The 17564-nt window shown below is 41.5% G+C and carries 10 protein-coding genes; 1 reads left to right on the forward strand and 9 read right to left on the reverse strand.

Annotated elements, in window-relative coordinates; genetic code table 11:
• Window positions 1-52: 52 nt before the first annotated feature.
• Window positions 53-145, forward strand: coding sequence for an SDR family oxidoreductase (locus RMY63_RS36525; RefSeq protein WP_322733389.1), 93 nt, complete (start codon window positions 53-55; stop codon window positions 143-145).
• A 180-nt stretch (window positions 146-325) separates the two neighbouring features.
• Here the strand turns inward: RMY63_RS36525 and RMY63_RS36530 are convergent, their stop codons facing one another.
• From RMY63_RS36530 to RMY63_RS36570, 9 genes are all read right to left on the reverse strand, one after another.
• The gene (locus RMY63_RS36530; RefSeq protein ID WP_322733377.1) at window positions 326-1573 is read right to left on the reverse strand and encodes a hypothetical protein; all 1248 of its coding nucleotides are present in this window, start codon (window positions 1571-1573) and stop codon (window positions 326-328) included.
• A 9-nt stretch (window positions 1574-1582) separates the two neighbouring features.
• Window positions 1583-3727, reverse strand: a complete 2145-nt coding sequence (locus RMY63_RS36535; RefSeq protein ID WP_322733378.1) for an NAD(P)-binding protein — start codon at window positions 3725-3727, stop codon at window positions 1583-1585.
• A gap of 91 nt (window positions 3728-3818) precedes the next feature.
• Window positions 3819-4874: a phytoene/squalene synthase family protein gene (locus RMY63_RS36540; protein WP_322733379.1), complete on the reverse strand. Its 1056-nt coding sequence runs from the start codon at window positions 4872-4874 to the stop codon at window positions 3819-3821.
• Between the two features lie 1223 nt (window positions 4875-6097).
• A complete protein-coding gene (locus RMY63_RS36545; protein WP_322733380.1) occupies window positions 6098-7015 on the reverse strand; it encodes a TniQ family protein in 918 nt (305 codons plus the stop codon).
• Entirely contained in the window at window positions 7005-7298 is a 294-nt protein-coding gene (locus RMY63_RS36550; protein ID WP_322733381.1) for a hypothetical protein, read from the reverse strand. Before RMY63_RS36550 ends, RMY63_RS36545 begins: the two co-directional genes overlap by 11 nt.
• Window positions 7270-8439, reverse strand: a complete 1170-nt coding sequence (locus RMY63_RS36555; RefSeq protein ID WP_322733390.1) for a TnsA endonuclease N-terminal domain-containing protein — start codon at window positions 8437-8439, stop codon at window positions 7270-7272. Before RMY63_RS36555 ends, RMY63_RS36550 begins: the two co-directional genes overlap by 29 nt.
• Window positions 8440-9047: 608 nt before the next feature.
• Complete coding sequence (locus RMY63_RS36560) at window positions 9048-10085, reverse strand: methyltransferase (protein WP_322733382.1); 1038 nt, start codon at window positions 10083-10085, stop codon at window positions 9048-9050.
• A 139-nt stretch (window positions 10086-10224) separates the two neighbouring features.
• The gene (locus RMY63_RS36565; protein ID WP_322733383.1) at window positions 10225-14112 is read right to left on the reverse strand and encodes a beta-ketoacyl synthase N-terminal-like domain-containing protein; all 3888 of its coding nucleotides are present in this window, start codon (window positions 14110-14112) and stop codon (window positions 10225-10227) included.
• Window positions 14112-17564: an amino acid adenylation domain-containing protein gene (locus RMY63_RS36570; protein WP_322733384.1), complete on the reverse strand. Its 3453-nt coding sequence runs from the start codon at window positions 17562-17564 to the stop codon at window positions 14112-14114. The genes RMY63_RS36565 and RMY63_RS36570 overlap by 1 nt, the downstream gene beginning before the upstream one ends.

Below are 17564 nucleotides of genomic sequence, written 5' to 3' on the forward strand. Positions count from 1 at the left end.
CTTACAAAGCCAGTTTGGGCTTTATTTGGGCTTAATTTTTGTTTAAGTCCCGATAGCAAAGAGCGTTATATGGCTTTGTTCAGATGCAGCTAGCTTTATTACTGGACAATCTTTTGCGATTGATGGTGGTTTTACAACACAGTAAGTTTGGCGTTGCTGAATCCAAGTATGAATTATGTGATCGCTCAAATTCATACTTGGATTCAGCAACGCCGAGAACCGCATACTATTTCACTTTAAGATATAAATACGTTGGTAGGGGCGCACAGCTAGCTTTGCGCCCCTACGGTAAATCTACATATCTCAAGATTTTAGAGAAATGGTATTAATCAGCTTTCCAAATCACAGTACCATTCTCAACAGTGAAATCAAAATTCAGCCAGTAAGCCAGCTTTACTGGTACACTGACCGAGCCTGCTTCAGAGCGAACCCCTTGTAATCCTAGTTCTTCAACTATGGGATGGCTAGCAGCATCGTAAAATTTCACTTCATACTTACCGCCCACATCACCTGAACTGAGGATTTTTCCCCCATGATATTTAGACATTTTCATTAAAACTTCAATGATTGCTTGATAACAAGCACGAGTACCATCTTCTACATCACGGAACTGTTTGAGACAGACACCAGTAACTGATTGATAAGTCAGTGACTCGATAATACTCAATGGTAAAGACCAACTCCAACCAGGTATTTCAAGATTTCCTCGGTGTTGGAAAATCAATTTTCTGAGTTCTGGCATTAGCTCATCAAGATTGTTTAGTGTTTGACTCGCCCCATTTTGTTGTCCCTTATCTATTCGTAACACTTCCAGCAGTCGTTTCTTTTGAGCCTTTGTTTGTGAGCTAAAGTCTTTCCATACTAGAGTATCTACAGTGAATAATTCTGGCTCCTGTTCAGGATAAGGAATTTGAAAATAACCAATCTCTTTACAGATGCCATAGACTTCGCGCCCTGCAACTAGGATAGGTGAATCATTGACAAGAATATAAGGCATATAACAAACAAGGCGCTCTCCAGTAAAAGTTTCCCCTACTTGTTTTCCAGCCACAGCGATGACCCAAAAGATTGCTTCCTCTTCAAGGCAGTAACCTTTTTCGCTATCAGGTTTTTCCCTCGAAGCTAGTGAATCTATAGTTGCAACTGTCAGTAAAACATATTCTGTAGCTGGACGGTACTGGACTTTCCCTCCAGCAGGTTCGTTAAAGTATTTGTCACATAGCTGCTGTAATTTGTCTAAAGAACCTTCCAATAAAAACCCATAAATACTAGTATTTTTGAGGTGATATGGTTGAGTAAAACATTGCTCATTGGGATGTGGAATGTATTTAGGATAGGTTGCAGAAGGATTAGTAACTGGAAAAAATTGTTTAGTAAAATTGTTAATTTCTTGCTCAGTTTTTTCACCTTTGATAGCTAATTCTTGAAGTAATTGTTCGACAGACTGCGGAGGTCTACTTAAATTTTCTTGCAATTTTTGGGGATTGCTAACTACTTCAAACACAGAATTTGCTGCTCCCATAGCTATATGAAAGCCAGTCTTTAACAATTGCTCATAGTTATTGATGTTCATTGATCGCTCCTAAATATCTGATTCACCGACTATTTTTTGTGGATATCCCGAAATTGCCCTAGATGCCTGCATCCCAGAGGTAACTGTTGCTTCAATACTACCAATATTAATACCATTACGAGTCCAGTCACCAGCTAAGTAAAGGTTACTAAATCCTGAGTTATTAGCTTTTAACCGATATTTAGTACTTCCTTTTAAAGCTAATACGTAACGTTCTGAAGGCTCAATATTTGCCCGCCAAAATTGAGAATCAAATCTTTTTAAGCCATAACTTTTTTTGGGATCTACAAGTAGCTTCCAGTCAATCTCTTTTGAATTCTCAGACAAGGTAATTTTCGGCCACAAAGTAGAAATATTTTCCTTAAACCAATGAATCGCGTCTACTTTGACTCGATTCATTTCTCGATCTGGAAACTCATCATCCGCAAAGGAGGGAATTTCTTTAGTCTCTGCTAACGGCCCACAAAAATAAGCGATACTACCCGGAAAATCTTCTGAATTCCAGCTTTCTCGGATGTTGAGATGGCTCATATCCGCCCAAGTGTTAAGAGGATGTGCATAAGCATCGACTACAGGACTAGGCATTATCCAACCTAGTTCTTTTAAATCTGGCTTTAACCAAGTTTGAAGTGCCTGAGTCTGTACAGTCTTAACTTTTTCTATCATCTCCTGCCATTCTTGACGAGCTTGAATTAGTTCTGGACAGATGGATCTTAATGCTCCTAAAGAAATACCTAGCAACACTAAATCAAAATCTTGTCCAACATTGAGTGTGATTTCCTCAACGTCTGTCCACTGTGTCCAGCTAGATTCTAAATTAATGTTTTGAGTTTTGAGTTTTTCTCCTTCTACTATCTGGTCGTAAAGAGGAGTACTAGGCCAGCAGAGTAAATCTTTAACATCAATAAGTGGTTCATAAACAGCATTTTTCAGTGTGACTTGGCGACTAATCTGAATTTTAGCGATCGCTTGCTGATTATCGGACAAAACTAAGTTTTTGACACGATGAAAAAATTCAAATTTAACACCACGTTTTTTGAGTACTTCGTAAAGTGGGGCAAAAATTGTATCCCCCATTCCCGCTTGCATTTTCCAAAAAAATGCACCTTTGTAGGATAGTTGCATACGGAGAGAGAAACGTAATCCTATTCCTGCGGCTAAATTAGGGCATTCTACGTTACCATTCTCGTAGCTAAAAACAAGATCGTAAAGACCTCGCACCAATGGCGAATTAATACTATATTTAGTAGCACCATGTTTAGCTAGCCACTCTTGAATGTCATAGTCATCAATTACATCCAAACCCTGAAACATAAGACCATCAACAATTACACCGCGAACTATGGTGTAAGCCAAGTCTACAATTATCCAAAGCCGACGAAATTTATGGTGTGTCTCTATTATTTCTTCAACGCTCTCAAAAAGCCAGTTTTTGAATTTTCCTAGCAGCCAAAGTAGAGCTTGGTGTTGTACCGCTTGGTGCATCAAAGGATCTTGAGGTATTTTCTGAACTAACTTCTGGGCAATATGCAAGAAGGAAATTTCTCTAGGTAAAATTTGAGTATCCGGCTCAATTTGCATCTCTTTCAGTAAAGATGTTAACCAGAGAGGGATTTCATTCATTTGATAATTTGGTTCTTCATCATTCACCAAAGTATTGAGTGAATAAGATGAACTCTCAAATTGATTCACCATGAACTCTATGAGCAAGCACAGATGTCCCCAAATTGAAGGTACTTCGCTTCCTTCTCCTGGTAATGAATCATTGATTGGAAAATCAAACGGCCAAGGAATCCACTGTTTATTAATATATTCTGGAACAACTATGAAGTTATGTGGCTTAAAAGCTTCTTGCCATGTTGCAAGTGGCATTTTAGGATTTCGCCCTAATTCTTCATAGCACTGACGCATAACTTTAAAAGTATTTTCGTAAGATCCCATGAAGATGTGTAAGCCATGTTCCTCAATTCGATCTTGGGCATTTAGATTGCGTCCACTTGCTCCTTTTCCACCCAAACGCCATCCCATTTGATAGAGGGTGATATCGTATTTTTCCTGCCAGTCTGGTTGATTCGTTAACTCAAATGCTGTAGTTAGGGAAGCCATACCGCCCCCCAAGATAGCGATTTTCTTTCGATTAGGAATTTCTGACATTATTTTTCCTGCACCTAAAACTACTCAAGAATAAATCTTGGATTGCGCTTCAAACACATCTGCAACACTACTCCAAGCAAGTTCGCTTTTTTTATCCAAAAGCTTCTTCTACAGCCGTTTGTAGTTTTTGGCTATATTCTAGTAGTGCATTGTTATCGCGCACCATGAGTTTGGCATCATCCATGCACTTTGAGAAACAACTGCGGGAGATTTTTACTTGATGATTTGGGGTAAATAGTTTGTCATGCTGCTGTGCTGCTGACAGTAGCGTTTGATAAGCAGGAAGTAAGCACATTAAGCTAGCTAGACGATATCCTACTGCTTCATAAGGTATATGCATCACGTAAGAGACAGAATTATTTATCTCTGCCATGACATTGTTTAAAACCTTTTGCGTCCAATCTTTTGGCGCACCTTTTAGTAATAATGGCAAGTCATCAACTTCTTGCATCCATACATTGGGTAAATAGCATATACCATTCGCTAGGTCTTCAGGAAAATCTTTAACAATGTTGGTTCTTTGCAGAGCTTGACCGCAGGTTCCACTATGGGCCAGCAGACTTTTAGCAATGTCTGTACTAAATCGGTAATGGTCTATAGCTAACTCTGTACCCATTTGACCAACAGTACCAGCTGCAAAGTAACAATAGCGCCTATAATCATTTTCTTCAGCTAGGATACGCACTCCATTGCGGATGACTACGAAAGGTTCCTGTTGGTTATCCAGCAATTGTTCTATGCCTTCAACCATAGTACAAACCCAACGGCGAATAATCTCTTTAACCACATCTGGTAAGAGTGCGTAAATTTGCCACAGCATTAGTCCACTTTCCAAAGACATTAATTGTGTTTCGTCAGGATTAAGTCCCGTCCAATCCTCAAGCGACCAGCTAGATAAAATCTTTGAAGCTAAAGCTGGTTCCTGTAGGAGTTGCTTAAACTCAACAAAGCGAGTCTGTTGCCACTCAAAGGGCTGTTGGCAATCTTCAATGTTGTCAGCTACACGAAAAATTAGATAAGCAGTAGACATGAAAGCATCTAACGGCTCTTCCAAACAAGGAGTTACCAAAGCGAAAGAGCGAGAAACTTTATTCATGAATTCTTCTACATACTTTTTCTGCTCTTGTAAAAGATAGAACGTTAGCATTTTACTCTCCATTCGGGTAATCAAAAATTACAAAGATGAAATAGCTGAATCTATGTCCAGAACGGAAAGCAAGCTTTCTTTACGCTATATGGAAGAGCAGCTTGTAAATCAGATATGCCTGGATAATGGCAATAGGTTGCCGTTATCTAGTAATATTACGTAGGCACTTATATAAAATATTTGTAATAAATTCAGGCTTTGCTAAGGGTCAGTAGCTATGCTGCTATTTGCGGTATTTATGTAGACTTGAAATTAAAGAATCATATTTTACCTAAGCCTGCTGAAGTAGAGATTAAACAAAGAGCAGATAGAAGATACGTCACTTAGAACACCCTCTAATCTTATAAAATAAAATACTACTGAAATCGGTATGTTTTGATGCAGCTATTAACAATATAAGCACCAACAGTACACATCATATAATAGCTTGTTAAAAAAGTCACTAATAAATTTCTTGATTATTGCATATAGCAATCAGCAATTCTCATTTTGAAATAAATAGAGCATTAACCCCGATTTTGGAATTCAAAATGTAGTACAAAATAACTAGTTTTTCAGCTAGAGGCGTAGGCGCAGCCCGCCGCAGACATCGCTAAAAAACAATTGGGTCGAACAATTAAGTATAAATAGTCAATTAAATAGATGGATTACCTGACAACGAACAGGGGGAATCGAGGAAAATAGTTCGGTTTTTAGAATAGGGAATTCAAGAGAAATAAAGAATTATAATTGTTGGATTGTGAGGCAAGGGTTTAAGCCAAATAGTCAATTCGCAGACTAGACCTCTTGCAAAAGTCCCTAACACCCCACCCCCAACCCCTCCCCACAAGCTCTTAGGGAAGCGTTTGCTGTATTCAAATACGGCGTGGGGTTCTTTATTTTTGATTTATGCAAGAGGTCTACTATATGAAATTTTCTGCTTTGATTTAACAAAGCCCGAATGCTTTTGAAAACGTACTTAAGAAGTGCGATCGCTGCCCTTGATTGCCGATATTAAAGTATAAATACATACTAAAATAGAGGAGGTCATTTTCAGTATATAATTATCGTAGTTTATATCGGATAAAAGATAAGGGTATTTTATTTTGTGTTGCAGGGTAAGAGTAGTATTGTCACTGTAAGCATAAGATGAGCAAATTGCTCACTTTATGGTTTCAAACCGGGTTGCTCAATTTATGCTTACTTAGATAAGGGAAGCACCGTCGAGTAACTCTGGTCTGGGTTCAACTGAGTACACTCGGTATAATCGAGAGAATTTGCAAACCCTCATGTGGGTTAATTCCTAGCTTGTAACACCACCTTAAAAACCTAGTGAGAGTAGGTTTTCGCGGATATTTGAACTTTTGAGGTTCTGGAGAAAAAGAACTCTCACTAGGTGTTGGCATAGCAGCGAAAATCTGGCCGACAGATTGAGCAGCCCACTTTTCCCAATCAAACCGAGACCCCTGAGATTTAGCAGTATTGTCGAAAAACCGACCGAGCCATGCATTACACGCACAACAATAGCCAAGACAATGGCATTCCAAATTGAGAAATGGTTGAAAACAACCACAGTACAAGCATCGCAGTTGCAGGTAACGTTGGTGAACTGGACAAACACTGACAGCTTCTATTGTCCACAACAAAGGGATATAGATAGGTTTTCCCGCTTCACGCCAGTCTTGATAGCAACCAGGACACCAACGTTGTTCAGTATGGAAAATATGATTGAAGTTAAGTCGCCAGGAATGCCATTGAAGTAAAGTCAGAAAACTCAGATCCTGCCTAGCAGTTAATTTCTCGACGATAGCAACCACTTTGAAGACATGTTGCGTTCGGTCTAACCAAAATTTAGCAGACTGCTGTTGTAAAAGTGCAGGCTCTCGATGCCAAGCATTGATGAGCATTTTGATAGCATCATCAGCTTTCAAGAAATTGGGTGGTTGGTGGCTCTGGATAAATAACGGCGTAATTTTATAGCGAATTAAACTAGCAATCGAGACACCATGTGCAGCAGCCAAGCGCTGTAAGTAACTAGTAAAACTTTCAACTGTGGGTGTACCAAAACCTATTGGTTGAAGAGAGTAAAGATGACTGCGTTTTGGAAGTTGGTTTATTGTTAAGTCCCAAGACTCATAATTAGCCAAACTTTCAACCGACATTTTCACCACCTCCAACAGGACGACGTTGAGGTTTAGTGTTACCAGTAGCAGAACGACGAGATTGAGTTTTGGTTGTCTGGGATGTGCTATGTGTAACTGACACCTGATGAGATTCCAAACCCAAAGCAATTCTCAAAGCCGAACTATCCGAGGTGAACTCAAGTTGCTTTTCTCCCAATCTTGTTTCATTGACGATAATTATGCATTGTTCATGAGAGTAAGCAGAAGATTTTAAATGTGACAGAGTGAGAGTTTTAGCTCCCTCCAGTAATGCCGTTGCCAATGCTTGAGATAACCAATCTTTGAGAATACCGACACAACCGAAACTGCGTTCGTAGCAAAAATCCCAGTGCGGTTTGTTTTGTCTCAACTCCTACAATTTTACCTGTATCAATCAATCCTGTGAATGCTACATTTGGTAGTTCTATAAATTTGCCATCTGCACGTAATAATCCAGTAGCAGTCGTCCCAGTATTTACTATCTCCCATGACTCTCCATCCCAAGAAATATTAGTACCTACTGCTATTTGGAGTAATATTTGATTACTATCTTGAGTTTTTGACTCTATTGAGTTAAGTTGCTCATAAGATAAAGCAACATCTTTGTTAATAAATACGAGTACTGTTTCTGGTTGCGAGAGTTTGACTTTATTAAGTTCTACATAAAGTTTATCGGTGGCAATTAACCAATAAATTACATCGGGATTTATTTCTTCAATTTGTAACAGTTCTGCCAGGGTTATTGCTAAATGATTTTTTACTGTGTCTAAAATTAAACTTTGCTCGGTTTCGTCGAGAATTCCTGATGAGTATCCAAAATAATCTGATAGCCAAATTAGATTTTGTTGGCAGTTCCAATTAATCAGAGCATTTGACCATACGTGAAAGTCCAAACCATGACGATGAGCGTATTCTTCACCTGGGGGACAATGCCACTTGCCATCTAAGTTTTTGCAATAGCGATTCGGATTCAATTCAGTCAACTTGTTGAGTTCAAGTTCTGTTTTGCATTCCTCCCAAACAGCTGAATCTGTCCGAATTATAAAGAAATCGGGTGTATACTGGTGTCTATTTTTTCGCCCGTTTTTGCTTTGATAGACTAATTCTATTGCTGGCGGTTGGTCGTAATATTCCAGTACGTATGGGTCATGTTCTAGTTCATAAATACGCGCTAATTCGTTATGATGGCTCTCGAATTGAATAGTCACTCCCATTTTTCTTGAGGGGTAACTGCCACATACGTTTTTTCTTGCCCCGGTTACTCGACGAGATGGGTTGGCGCTACGAATCTCCTCAATTATTGCCTGCGCTGCTTGACTGAGGTCTTGTTGACGGCACCAGTTGTTAAATTCTTGCTTGTCAAGCATAATTTTGGTTGAGGAGAGACTGTTGCGATCATTCGTCTCTCCTACTGTTGATCTCATCACAACGCTGTATATTTATGAACGAAGTGTTGAAAATGTTTGCTCAACTTATACTTTCTCAATCTTATTTTTGCTCAACTTATACTTTCAAGACCCCTATATTTGCTAGTTACTCTTGACGAAATTAATACTGTTTCCAGCAATCTGTTGCTCAACTTATGCTTTCATAATTGCTCATCTTATAATTACAGTGACAAGTATGTATAATACAAATACTACAATTTTGAGATTGATTAGCATGATCGCTGCGTATTTAACCTTGTTAGAGTCGATGGGCGGTATTATCCGCCCATCGACTCTAACAGGGCTAAACATCGCTAAATATTTAAAAGAAGTCTTGGCTATAGCAACCAAGACTTCTAGTGAACTTATTCGATTGAACACGCTTACACTGTAGTGGGGCGAAATCGGTTATCAAGCGCAGACTAAACGGCTTTCAGCAATAGGCTTCTCCCAAACTGACAAAACAGGGTTAAAATCGGGGGCTTCAGACCATTATTCATCCACCAGTCGCACAGGAGTTCATTCTGACTCCTGGCGACTGACGCATGTATTCTTCTTTGGTGAAGTGCGAGTAGAAGCAGGCTTTGTAGCTATGTTGTCACTCGTTAAGGTTTAATTCTCGCTTCAATTAAACTGAAGAAACTTTTTGTTTGGCTCATCTCTATGACCTGAAAACCTGCTGTTGACAATAAATTTCGGAATTCATCTTCCGTCCGCATCAAAGAAGCACCAGTTAAAAATAAGTTGATAGTGGAAAAGCTGAGGAAGGGTGACGCATTATCTGTTGACATGACAGTATCAACAATCAATAGCTGATCGTCAAGTGTCATAGCTTGGTAGCAGTTCGTTAGAATTTTCAGAGCTTGACTATCGTCCCAATTCAGTAAAACTCGCGAAATTAAATAAAGATTGCCACCTTTGGGAATAGAATCAAAGAAGTTGCCGCCAATGATTTGACAACGGTCAGCAACTCCTGCGGCTGACAAAACTTTTCCTGCACCTGCAACGACATCTTCCTGGTCAAATAAGATGCCTTGTAATTTGGTATTCGCCTTAAGAATAACGGCAATTAAGCTGCCAGTACTACCTCCGACATCTACAATTGTTTCAACTTTGGAAAAGTCATAAGCTTCCAGAAGCGGCAAAAGCCATTCTCTTGTCGTCTCTTCCATGAACTCGTTGAAATGATTTGCCAACTCAGGATTTTGTGCTAAGTAACCATACAAACTGGTTTGAAAAGTTTGTTGAACAGCACTTTCACTAGTCGTAGCAGTATGTAGCAGGTTTCCCCATAAGGGATAAAATATCTGTGTTGTTGCCAGTATTGTACTTCTGAGAGAATCAGAAGTGCCAGTCATGAGACGTTTTCCCAGGGGGTTTAATGTAAAATTGTTGTACTCATCCACAGAAAACAGATCAACGCTGACCAGCATCCGCATCAAATGCTCAAGAAAAAGTTGATTGACTCCTGTGGCTTGGGCTAATTCATTGCCACTCTTAGCTCCATTCTTCAAAATATCTGCAATCCCTAGTTTCGCTGCAACAAAAATTGCCTGTGATTTGGCGAATCCATTAAATATTTCAAACAAGGGGTCTAAAGTCGATAAATTTTGATTTTTTTGTTGTTGTTCATGTAATAGCATTTTCATCTCCTGATGTAGCTCGGCGTCAATAAATCATTCTTAGTTCGTAATTGGGCTGAGCGCGTTCGCCGTTAGGCGTGCCGCAGGCAAGACAGCGCAACTACAAGCGAAATTCACAATTTTATATTTTGTTACATAGTTATGATTTTTCTTGCTTATCTCCTGAGTACTGAATTAACTGCCTTGCCTCATCAAGTTTCAGGCGTAACTTTTCGGCTAAAACTTGCACGTGGGGAAGATTATGCATAGTGATATGATTTCCAGGCACTGGTATAACCTTGACCCCAGAAGTTGCTAGCTCCAACCAAGGCAACTCTGGACTTTGAGCATTGTATGCGTCCCGTTCTGTAGCTAGGAAGAAAACGACTTGACCGGAATAAGTTTGCGGTACATAGTTTCGCATTGCTTTCACATAAACATTGAAAAGCTTGAGTTCATGGCGTAATTCTGGGAGACCAAAATTAGGCACTATTCCAGCATCAGTCATCTTCATCTGCTCCAAAAAGTAGAGGAATTGCTCGTCAGAGGTCATTTGCTGTAGGTGCTCGACTGTTATAGGAATATTTAAACCAACACTGAGTATGTAAACCAGGATTGTAGTTTCATCTTCTTCTAAAAACACTGGCATTTGACCGGGACCTGGGGTATCGATCAGAGCCAACAATGCTACCTCAAGACCTTGGATATGTAGTTGCTGTGCCATTTCAAAGGCAACTGTACCGCCAAAGGAAGAACCTCCCAGAAAATATGGTCCTTGCGGCTGGAGAACACGTAACTGTTGAATGTACTGAGTCGCAATGTCCTCAACTTTGGTCAATGGCTCTGTGTGTCCATCCACTGCGGGGGATTGTATGCCATAAACTGTCTGGTCTGAACCAAGACAACGTGCTAAATCGCGGTAGGTGTAGACGTGTCCACCCACAGGATGTACTAGGAATAATGGTTGCTCGTAGCATCCCTTCTGAATCTCCACTAGCAATGAAGGTGCAGACTCTGTTTGTGGATGGGTGGAAGTCTGAGATTCTGATGGCGTCTGTTGAATGAGCTGCGCTAACGCGGTGATAGTAGGAGCTTGCAGTAAGCTATGGGGAGACAAGGACTTTTGAAAGGTCTGACTTAACAGGGAAAGAAGCTGAACTGCTTGTAGAGAGTCCCCGCCCAATTCAAAGAAGTCATCATGGATGCCAATGTGGCCAATCCCAAGGAATTGTTGCCAAATCTCAGCCAGGCTTTGCTGTACTTCATTTGTGGAAGCAACATAAGCATTGTGTAAATTGGGTCGCAAATGTATTGGTTCTCGTTTTTGGGTGAGTTCAGTATTTTGTAAAGATGAGAATTGTGTCGGTTGGGGAATCCCTGGAGCATCAATCCAGTAAGGCTGACGCTCAAATGGATAAGTTGGTAAAGGAAGACGTTGGCGTTGCTCATGAGCAAAAAATTCTGACCAATTCACCTGTACACCAGCCAGCCAGAGTTTGCCTAAGGTTGTTAATAGGAAAGCAACATCTGAGTGTTCGTCCTGGGGATGGCGTAAGGAAGAGAGGACAATTTGCTCTGGGGCTTTCTCTGGATTTTGTTTTGCTAATGTCGTTAATATTCGACCCGATCCAATTTCTAACAAGATTTGCTCTGGTTGTTTTAACAATTGTTGCAAGCCATCTGCAAAGCGCACTTCATGTCGTAGATGCTGCGCCCAATAGTTGGGATTTGTGGCTTGTTCTGCTGTTATCCACGTACCAGTGACATTGGACAGGTAAGGAATTTGAGGCGGTTTGAGATTGGTATTTTTTACCGCCAGAGTGAATGGTGCCAAAATCGGCTCCATCATGTGGGAATGGAAAGCATGGGAGGTGTGTAAAAAGCGACACTCCAAGCCTTGTGCTATTAACTTGAGTTGCAATGCCTTTACAGCCTCTGTAGTACCTGAAACGACACAATTAGCAGGTCCGTTAATTAGAGCCAAGGACAGTTGCTCGCCCAAAAGCGGTTGCAGTTGTTTTTCTTGTAGAGGAACCGCAAGCATAGCCCCTGGGGGCAATTGCTGCATAAGTTGCCCTCGTTTTGCTACCAACGACAAAGCATCTTCTAGAGAGAACACACCAGCAAGACAGGCGGCGACATATTCGCCAATACTGTGACCAATCATGGCTTGAGGATGTATTCCCCAGGACATCCACAACTGAGCTAAGGCGTACTCAATGATAAACAGTGCTGGTTGCGTTATGGCAGTCTGCTTGAGTTGCTCTGTTGCTTCTTCAAGGTGAGGTTTTTGCGGATACAGTATATGGCGCAAGTCCAATCCCAGATACGGCTTGAGGATTTCTGCCCCTACATCAATATGATGCCTAAATGTCGGCTCTACTTGGTAGAGTTCTAACGCCATATTGACGTACTGCGCTCCCTGTCCAGAAAACATAAATACGACTCTTCGCTTTACGGATTCTTGAAAGTTGGTCAAAACCCATTGTGGCTCATTAGTTGAGAGTGCAGCGATCGCATCTTCTTGAGTCCGACAAACCAATATCCGTCGATAGTCAAAAGCCTTTCGACCTTTACTTAGGGTGTAAGCAACATCAGCCAGGTTAAGCTTGGGATGCTCCTTCAAGTGCTCCACCAAATTCACCGTTGCACTCTCAAGTGCAGAATCGGTTTTTGCTGAGAGCATGAGCAATTGCCAAGGTCGTGATTGTCCAAAGGTTTGAACAACCGGAGCTTCTTCGAGAATAACATGGGCATTTGTACCACCAACGCCAAAGGAACTTACTCCTGCACGGCGCGCAGTTCCCTGAATATTCCATTCAGAAAGTTTGGTATTGACATAGAACGGGCTGTTGGCGAAATCAATCTCTGGTGATGGTTCCTCAAAATGCAGGCTCGGTGGTATTAACTTATGTTTGAGCGCACAAACAGTTTTGATTAAACCAGCAACACCCGCTGCCGAATCGAGATGTCCGATGTTGGTTTTTACTGAACCCAAGGCACAGAAACTTTTCTTTTGAGTGTAGTGTGAGAAAACCTGTGTGAGGGCCGCAATTTCTATAGGGTCACCCATAGGGGTTGCTGTTCCGTGGGCTTCTATATAAGTGATGGTTTCTGGTTCAACTTCAGCAAAAGCTAGAGCTTGGGAAATGACTGCCGCTTGTCCATCCACACTCGGTGCGGTTAAGCCAACTTTTTTTGCACCGTCATTGTTAATCCCACAGCCTTTGACGACAGCATGAATGTAATCTCTATCTGCAATTGCCTCCTCTAATCTTTTGAGAACCACAATTCCGACACCGTTACCACCCACAGTTCCTTGTGCTTTAGCATCAAAGGCGCGACAGTGACCATCAGGAGAAGCAATCATGCCCTCTTGGTAGAAATACCCCGTTTTTTGGGGAACTCGCACTGAAACCCCACCTGCCAGAGCCAGATCGCATTCATAATTTAACAAGCTTCGGCAAGCCATAGAAATTGCGACTAATGATGTCGAGCAAGCTGTTTGAATCGTGACACTTGGTCCAGTCAGATTTAACTTGTAAGAAACTCGTGTCGATAAGAGATTGCTATCATTAGCAATCATCATTTGATAATCCCCAACAGATTTTCTTAACTCAGGATTGGCATAAAGGTTATTCAAAAAGTAGGTGTTGAATCCTCCAGTTCCAGCATAAACTCCTATAGAACCAAAGTAGGTTTCCGGCTCATAACCTGCTTGCTCTAATGCCTCCCATGCACATTCTAAAAAAAGACGCTGTTGTGGGTCTGTGATTTTAGCTTCTGTTGGATTCATGCCAAAGAATGCTGCATCAAACCATTCAATATTGTCGATAATACCGTTGGCTTTGACATATTGAGAGTGCCGAACCACTTCTTTTGCAATACCTGCTGATTCCAGTTCATCTTGTGAGAAGAACTTGATAGATTCTACACCATTTCGTAGGTTGTACCAAAATTCTTCTACATTTTTTGCCCCAGGAAATCGACCTGACATCCCAATAATAGCAATGACTTCTTGAGAATCGAACCTTTCAAATTTCTCCATTATTTTTGCTCCTGACGTTGCCTACGTTGCTTATGCCGATTTATTGCCTCTTTTTGCTGATTAACTTGTTGGTGGCTTTGCTTAAAAGCGGTGTTTTCTGGTGGCGGCTGAGTTAAATAGTTTGCTAAAGAATTGATAGTGGAATACTGAAACAGTTCTACTATTAATACCTTTTTGGGAAGCAGATGTTGCAACTGGTTATGAACCTGGGCTATCAGTAATGAATGACCACCTAAATCAAAAAAGTTGTCATATATTCCCACTTTTTCTTGGTGTAATACTTGCTGCCAAACTCTAGCAATTGTTTGTTCTAGTTCAGTTTGGGGTGCCACGTAAGTTGCTGACAACGCTTGTTGAAAATCTGGTGCGGGCAGTGCTTTGCGGTTTACTTTGCCATTGGGTGTCAATGGCAAGGACTCGAGCATAACAAAAGCATTTGGTATCATGTAATTTGGCAGCTTTGTTTTCAGCAATTGCCGCAACTCGCTAATTGTAAGTGCTGACTGGTTTTTTGGCACGATGTAGGCGACTAAGCGTTGCTCCCCAAGAGTGTCAACTGTTGCTGTAACGACAACTGAGTTAACTGATGGGTGTTGGTGAAGTACTGCTTCTATCTCGCCTAATTCAATTCGGAAGCCGCGAATTTTTACCTGATTGTCGATGCGCCCCAAGTATTCAATATTGCCATCAGGTAAATAGCGTGCTAAATCCCCAGTTTTATAAAGCCGGGAATGCGGCTCATCGCTAAAGGGATTAGTAATGAATTTTTGTTGTGTTAACTCTGCCCGGTTAAGATAACCTCGCGCTAAGGAATCACCAGCAATATGCAATTCTCCTGACACACCAATCGGTACCGGCTGTAGATACTTGTCTAAAATGTAGATTTGTGTGTTAGCTATGGGACGACCTATAAATGGTGAAATCTTATGATCTCGTCCATCACAAACTACTATGCCTGAAGTTGCGACAACAGTATTTTCAGTTGGGCCATAGTTATTCACGACCTGGAAAGGGAGTAAATTTGATGGATATCGATGAAGTTTATCTCCCCCAGTTAGTACAGTTCGCAAGACTGTATTTTCTGTCCATTCCAGAGACAATAATTGCTCTGCTACTGGTGTTGGTAGAAAACTAATGGTGACATTTTTCGATTTCAACCAATCTTGCAAATCCACCCGGGATGCAATGATTCCTGGCTTGAGTAAATAAATACTGGCTCCGATGGTTAGGTAAGGCCACAATTCCCATACAGCAGCATCAAATGCTATTGAAGCTAACTGAGTGGCTTTGTCACTTGAGGTGATTTCAAAAGTTCTTTGATGCCAGAATACGAGATTTAGCAGTGCATCATGGGCAATTAATACTCCCTTCGGCTGCCCCGTAGAACCAGAAGTATAAATCACATAAGCCAAGTCCCTAGCTTTGTTAGCAGTAAGGACATTCTCCTGGCTATACTGAGAAATCATTTGAGCATCAGTATCTAAAAATACTTGGTTTGCTTGATTTGGGGGCAGTTTGTCAACGAATTGCTGCTGGGTCAGCAGTACTTTAACTTGAGCATCTTCAAGCATAAAGTGCAAACGTTCAGTTGGATACTCTGGGTCAAGTGGTACATAAGCTCCACCCGCCTTGAGAATGCCCAACAGTCCCACAACCATTTCTAAAGAACGTTCCACACAAATGCCCACCAGCACCTCAGGACCAACACCCAAAGACCGCAAGTAGTGCGCCAATTGGTTTGCGCGACAATTTAATTGCTGGTAAGTCAATTGTTCATTTTCATACACTACTGCTACCGCATGGGGGGTGCGTTGTGCCTGTTCCTCAAACAACTGATGGATACATTTATCGTGGGAATAGTCTACTTGAGTGTTGTTCCACTCCACCAACAATTGATGACGTTCTGCGGTAGTCAACAGTGGTAATTCTAAAATTCTCGCTTTGGGATTGGTAACAATTGCTTGTAATAGAGTTTGAAAATTTTGGGCTATGCGAGTAATTGTAGCCGCATCAAATAAATCAGCACTGTAACTCCAAACACCCTCAAGACCGGATGAATCTTCCCAGTAGTTAACTTCCAGGTCAAACTTGACCATTTCATCAACTGGCAAGGACATATTTTGGATAATTAAACCAGGCAAATCTCCAAAAGACAGTGAGGTATTCTGGAGGGCAAACATCACCTGCACCAGAGGATTACGACTCAAATCTCGTTCTGGCTGTAGCTTTTCCACCAACATCTCAAAAGGCAACTCCTGGTGGGCGTATGCTGACAACGTGGTTTGCCGCACTTGCGCTAAAAAGTCAGCAAAGCTTGGGTTGCCAGAGAGATCGCCCCTTAATGCTAGGGTATTAGCAAAAAAACCCATGAGCTGCTCGACGCTCTTGTTGTTGCGGTTAGCAATTGGGGAGCCAACAACAATATCTGACTGACCACTGTAACGACAGAGCAAGACTAAAAAAGCTGCCAGTAGGGTCATAAACAATGTTGCGTCTGACTTCTGGCTCAGTTGCTTGAGGCGTTGCGTGAGGTCGCGATCCAGTCGAAAACGCTTAACTCCACCTCGGAAGGTCTGCATTGGGGGACGTGGTTTATCAGTAGGCAGTTCTAGTAGGCCAGGGGCACCTGCTAACTGTTGTTGCCAGTAATTCAGTTGGCGTTCCAAGACTTCGCCAGTCAGCCACTGGCGTTGCCAAAAGGCAAAGTCAGCGTATTGGATAGGCAGTTGGGCTAGTGGATTGGGCAATCCTTGAATGAAAGCTGCATAAGCTATTGATAACTCACCAAAAAAGATGTTCAAAGACCAGCCATCATAGATAATGTGGTGCATCTTCAACAGCAGTACATACTCCTGAGTATTCAGTTGGAGTAGAGTAAGTTGTATTAATGGCCCAACAGCTAGATCGAAAGGCTGAGATGCCTGAGAATTAGCCATTTGCCGAATACGGTCAGTTTGTTCCTTGGCTGACAACGCCTGCAAATCATAGACTGGTAAAGTTAAGGCAGTAGGAGGGGCAATTCGCTGAACAGGTTTTCCGTCTACTGTGGGAAAAGTTGTTCTTAAGACCTCGTGGCGGCAAACGAGTTCACCCATGCTCTGCTCTAGTGCAACTATATTGAGCGACCCATCTAGCCGCAGAATCAACAGCATATTATAAGAACGACTATCGGGTGAAAGCTGGTGCAAAAACCAGAGCCGCTGCTGTGCAAAAGATAGGGGAAGTTCACCGTCCCGTGGCACTCTTTGAATCGGCAACTGATGAGAAGTTTTAACCTGCTTTGCTTGCTGTAAAAACAGTATAATTTCTGTTTTACGCCCAGTTATTTCCTGAAGTAGCGTTGGAGTTAACACCCCTTCAGGTGCATGACAGCGCAAGCGATCGCCATTGGCCTCTAGGTTAATATTCAAGTTGCTCAGGCGATCAAGGAATTCAATAATGCTGTTAGTCAT

The sequence above is a fragment of the Nostoc sp. ChiQUE01b genome (assembly GCF_034531255.1).
Lineage (GTDB): Bacteria > Cyanobacteriota > Cyanobacteriia > Cyanobacteriales > Nostocaceae > Nostoc.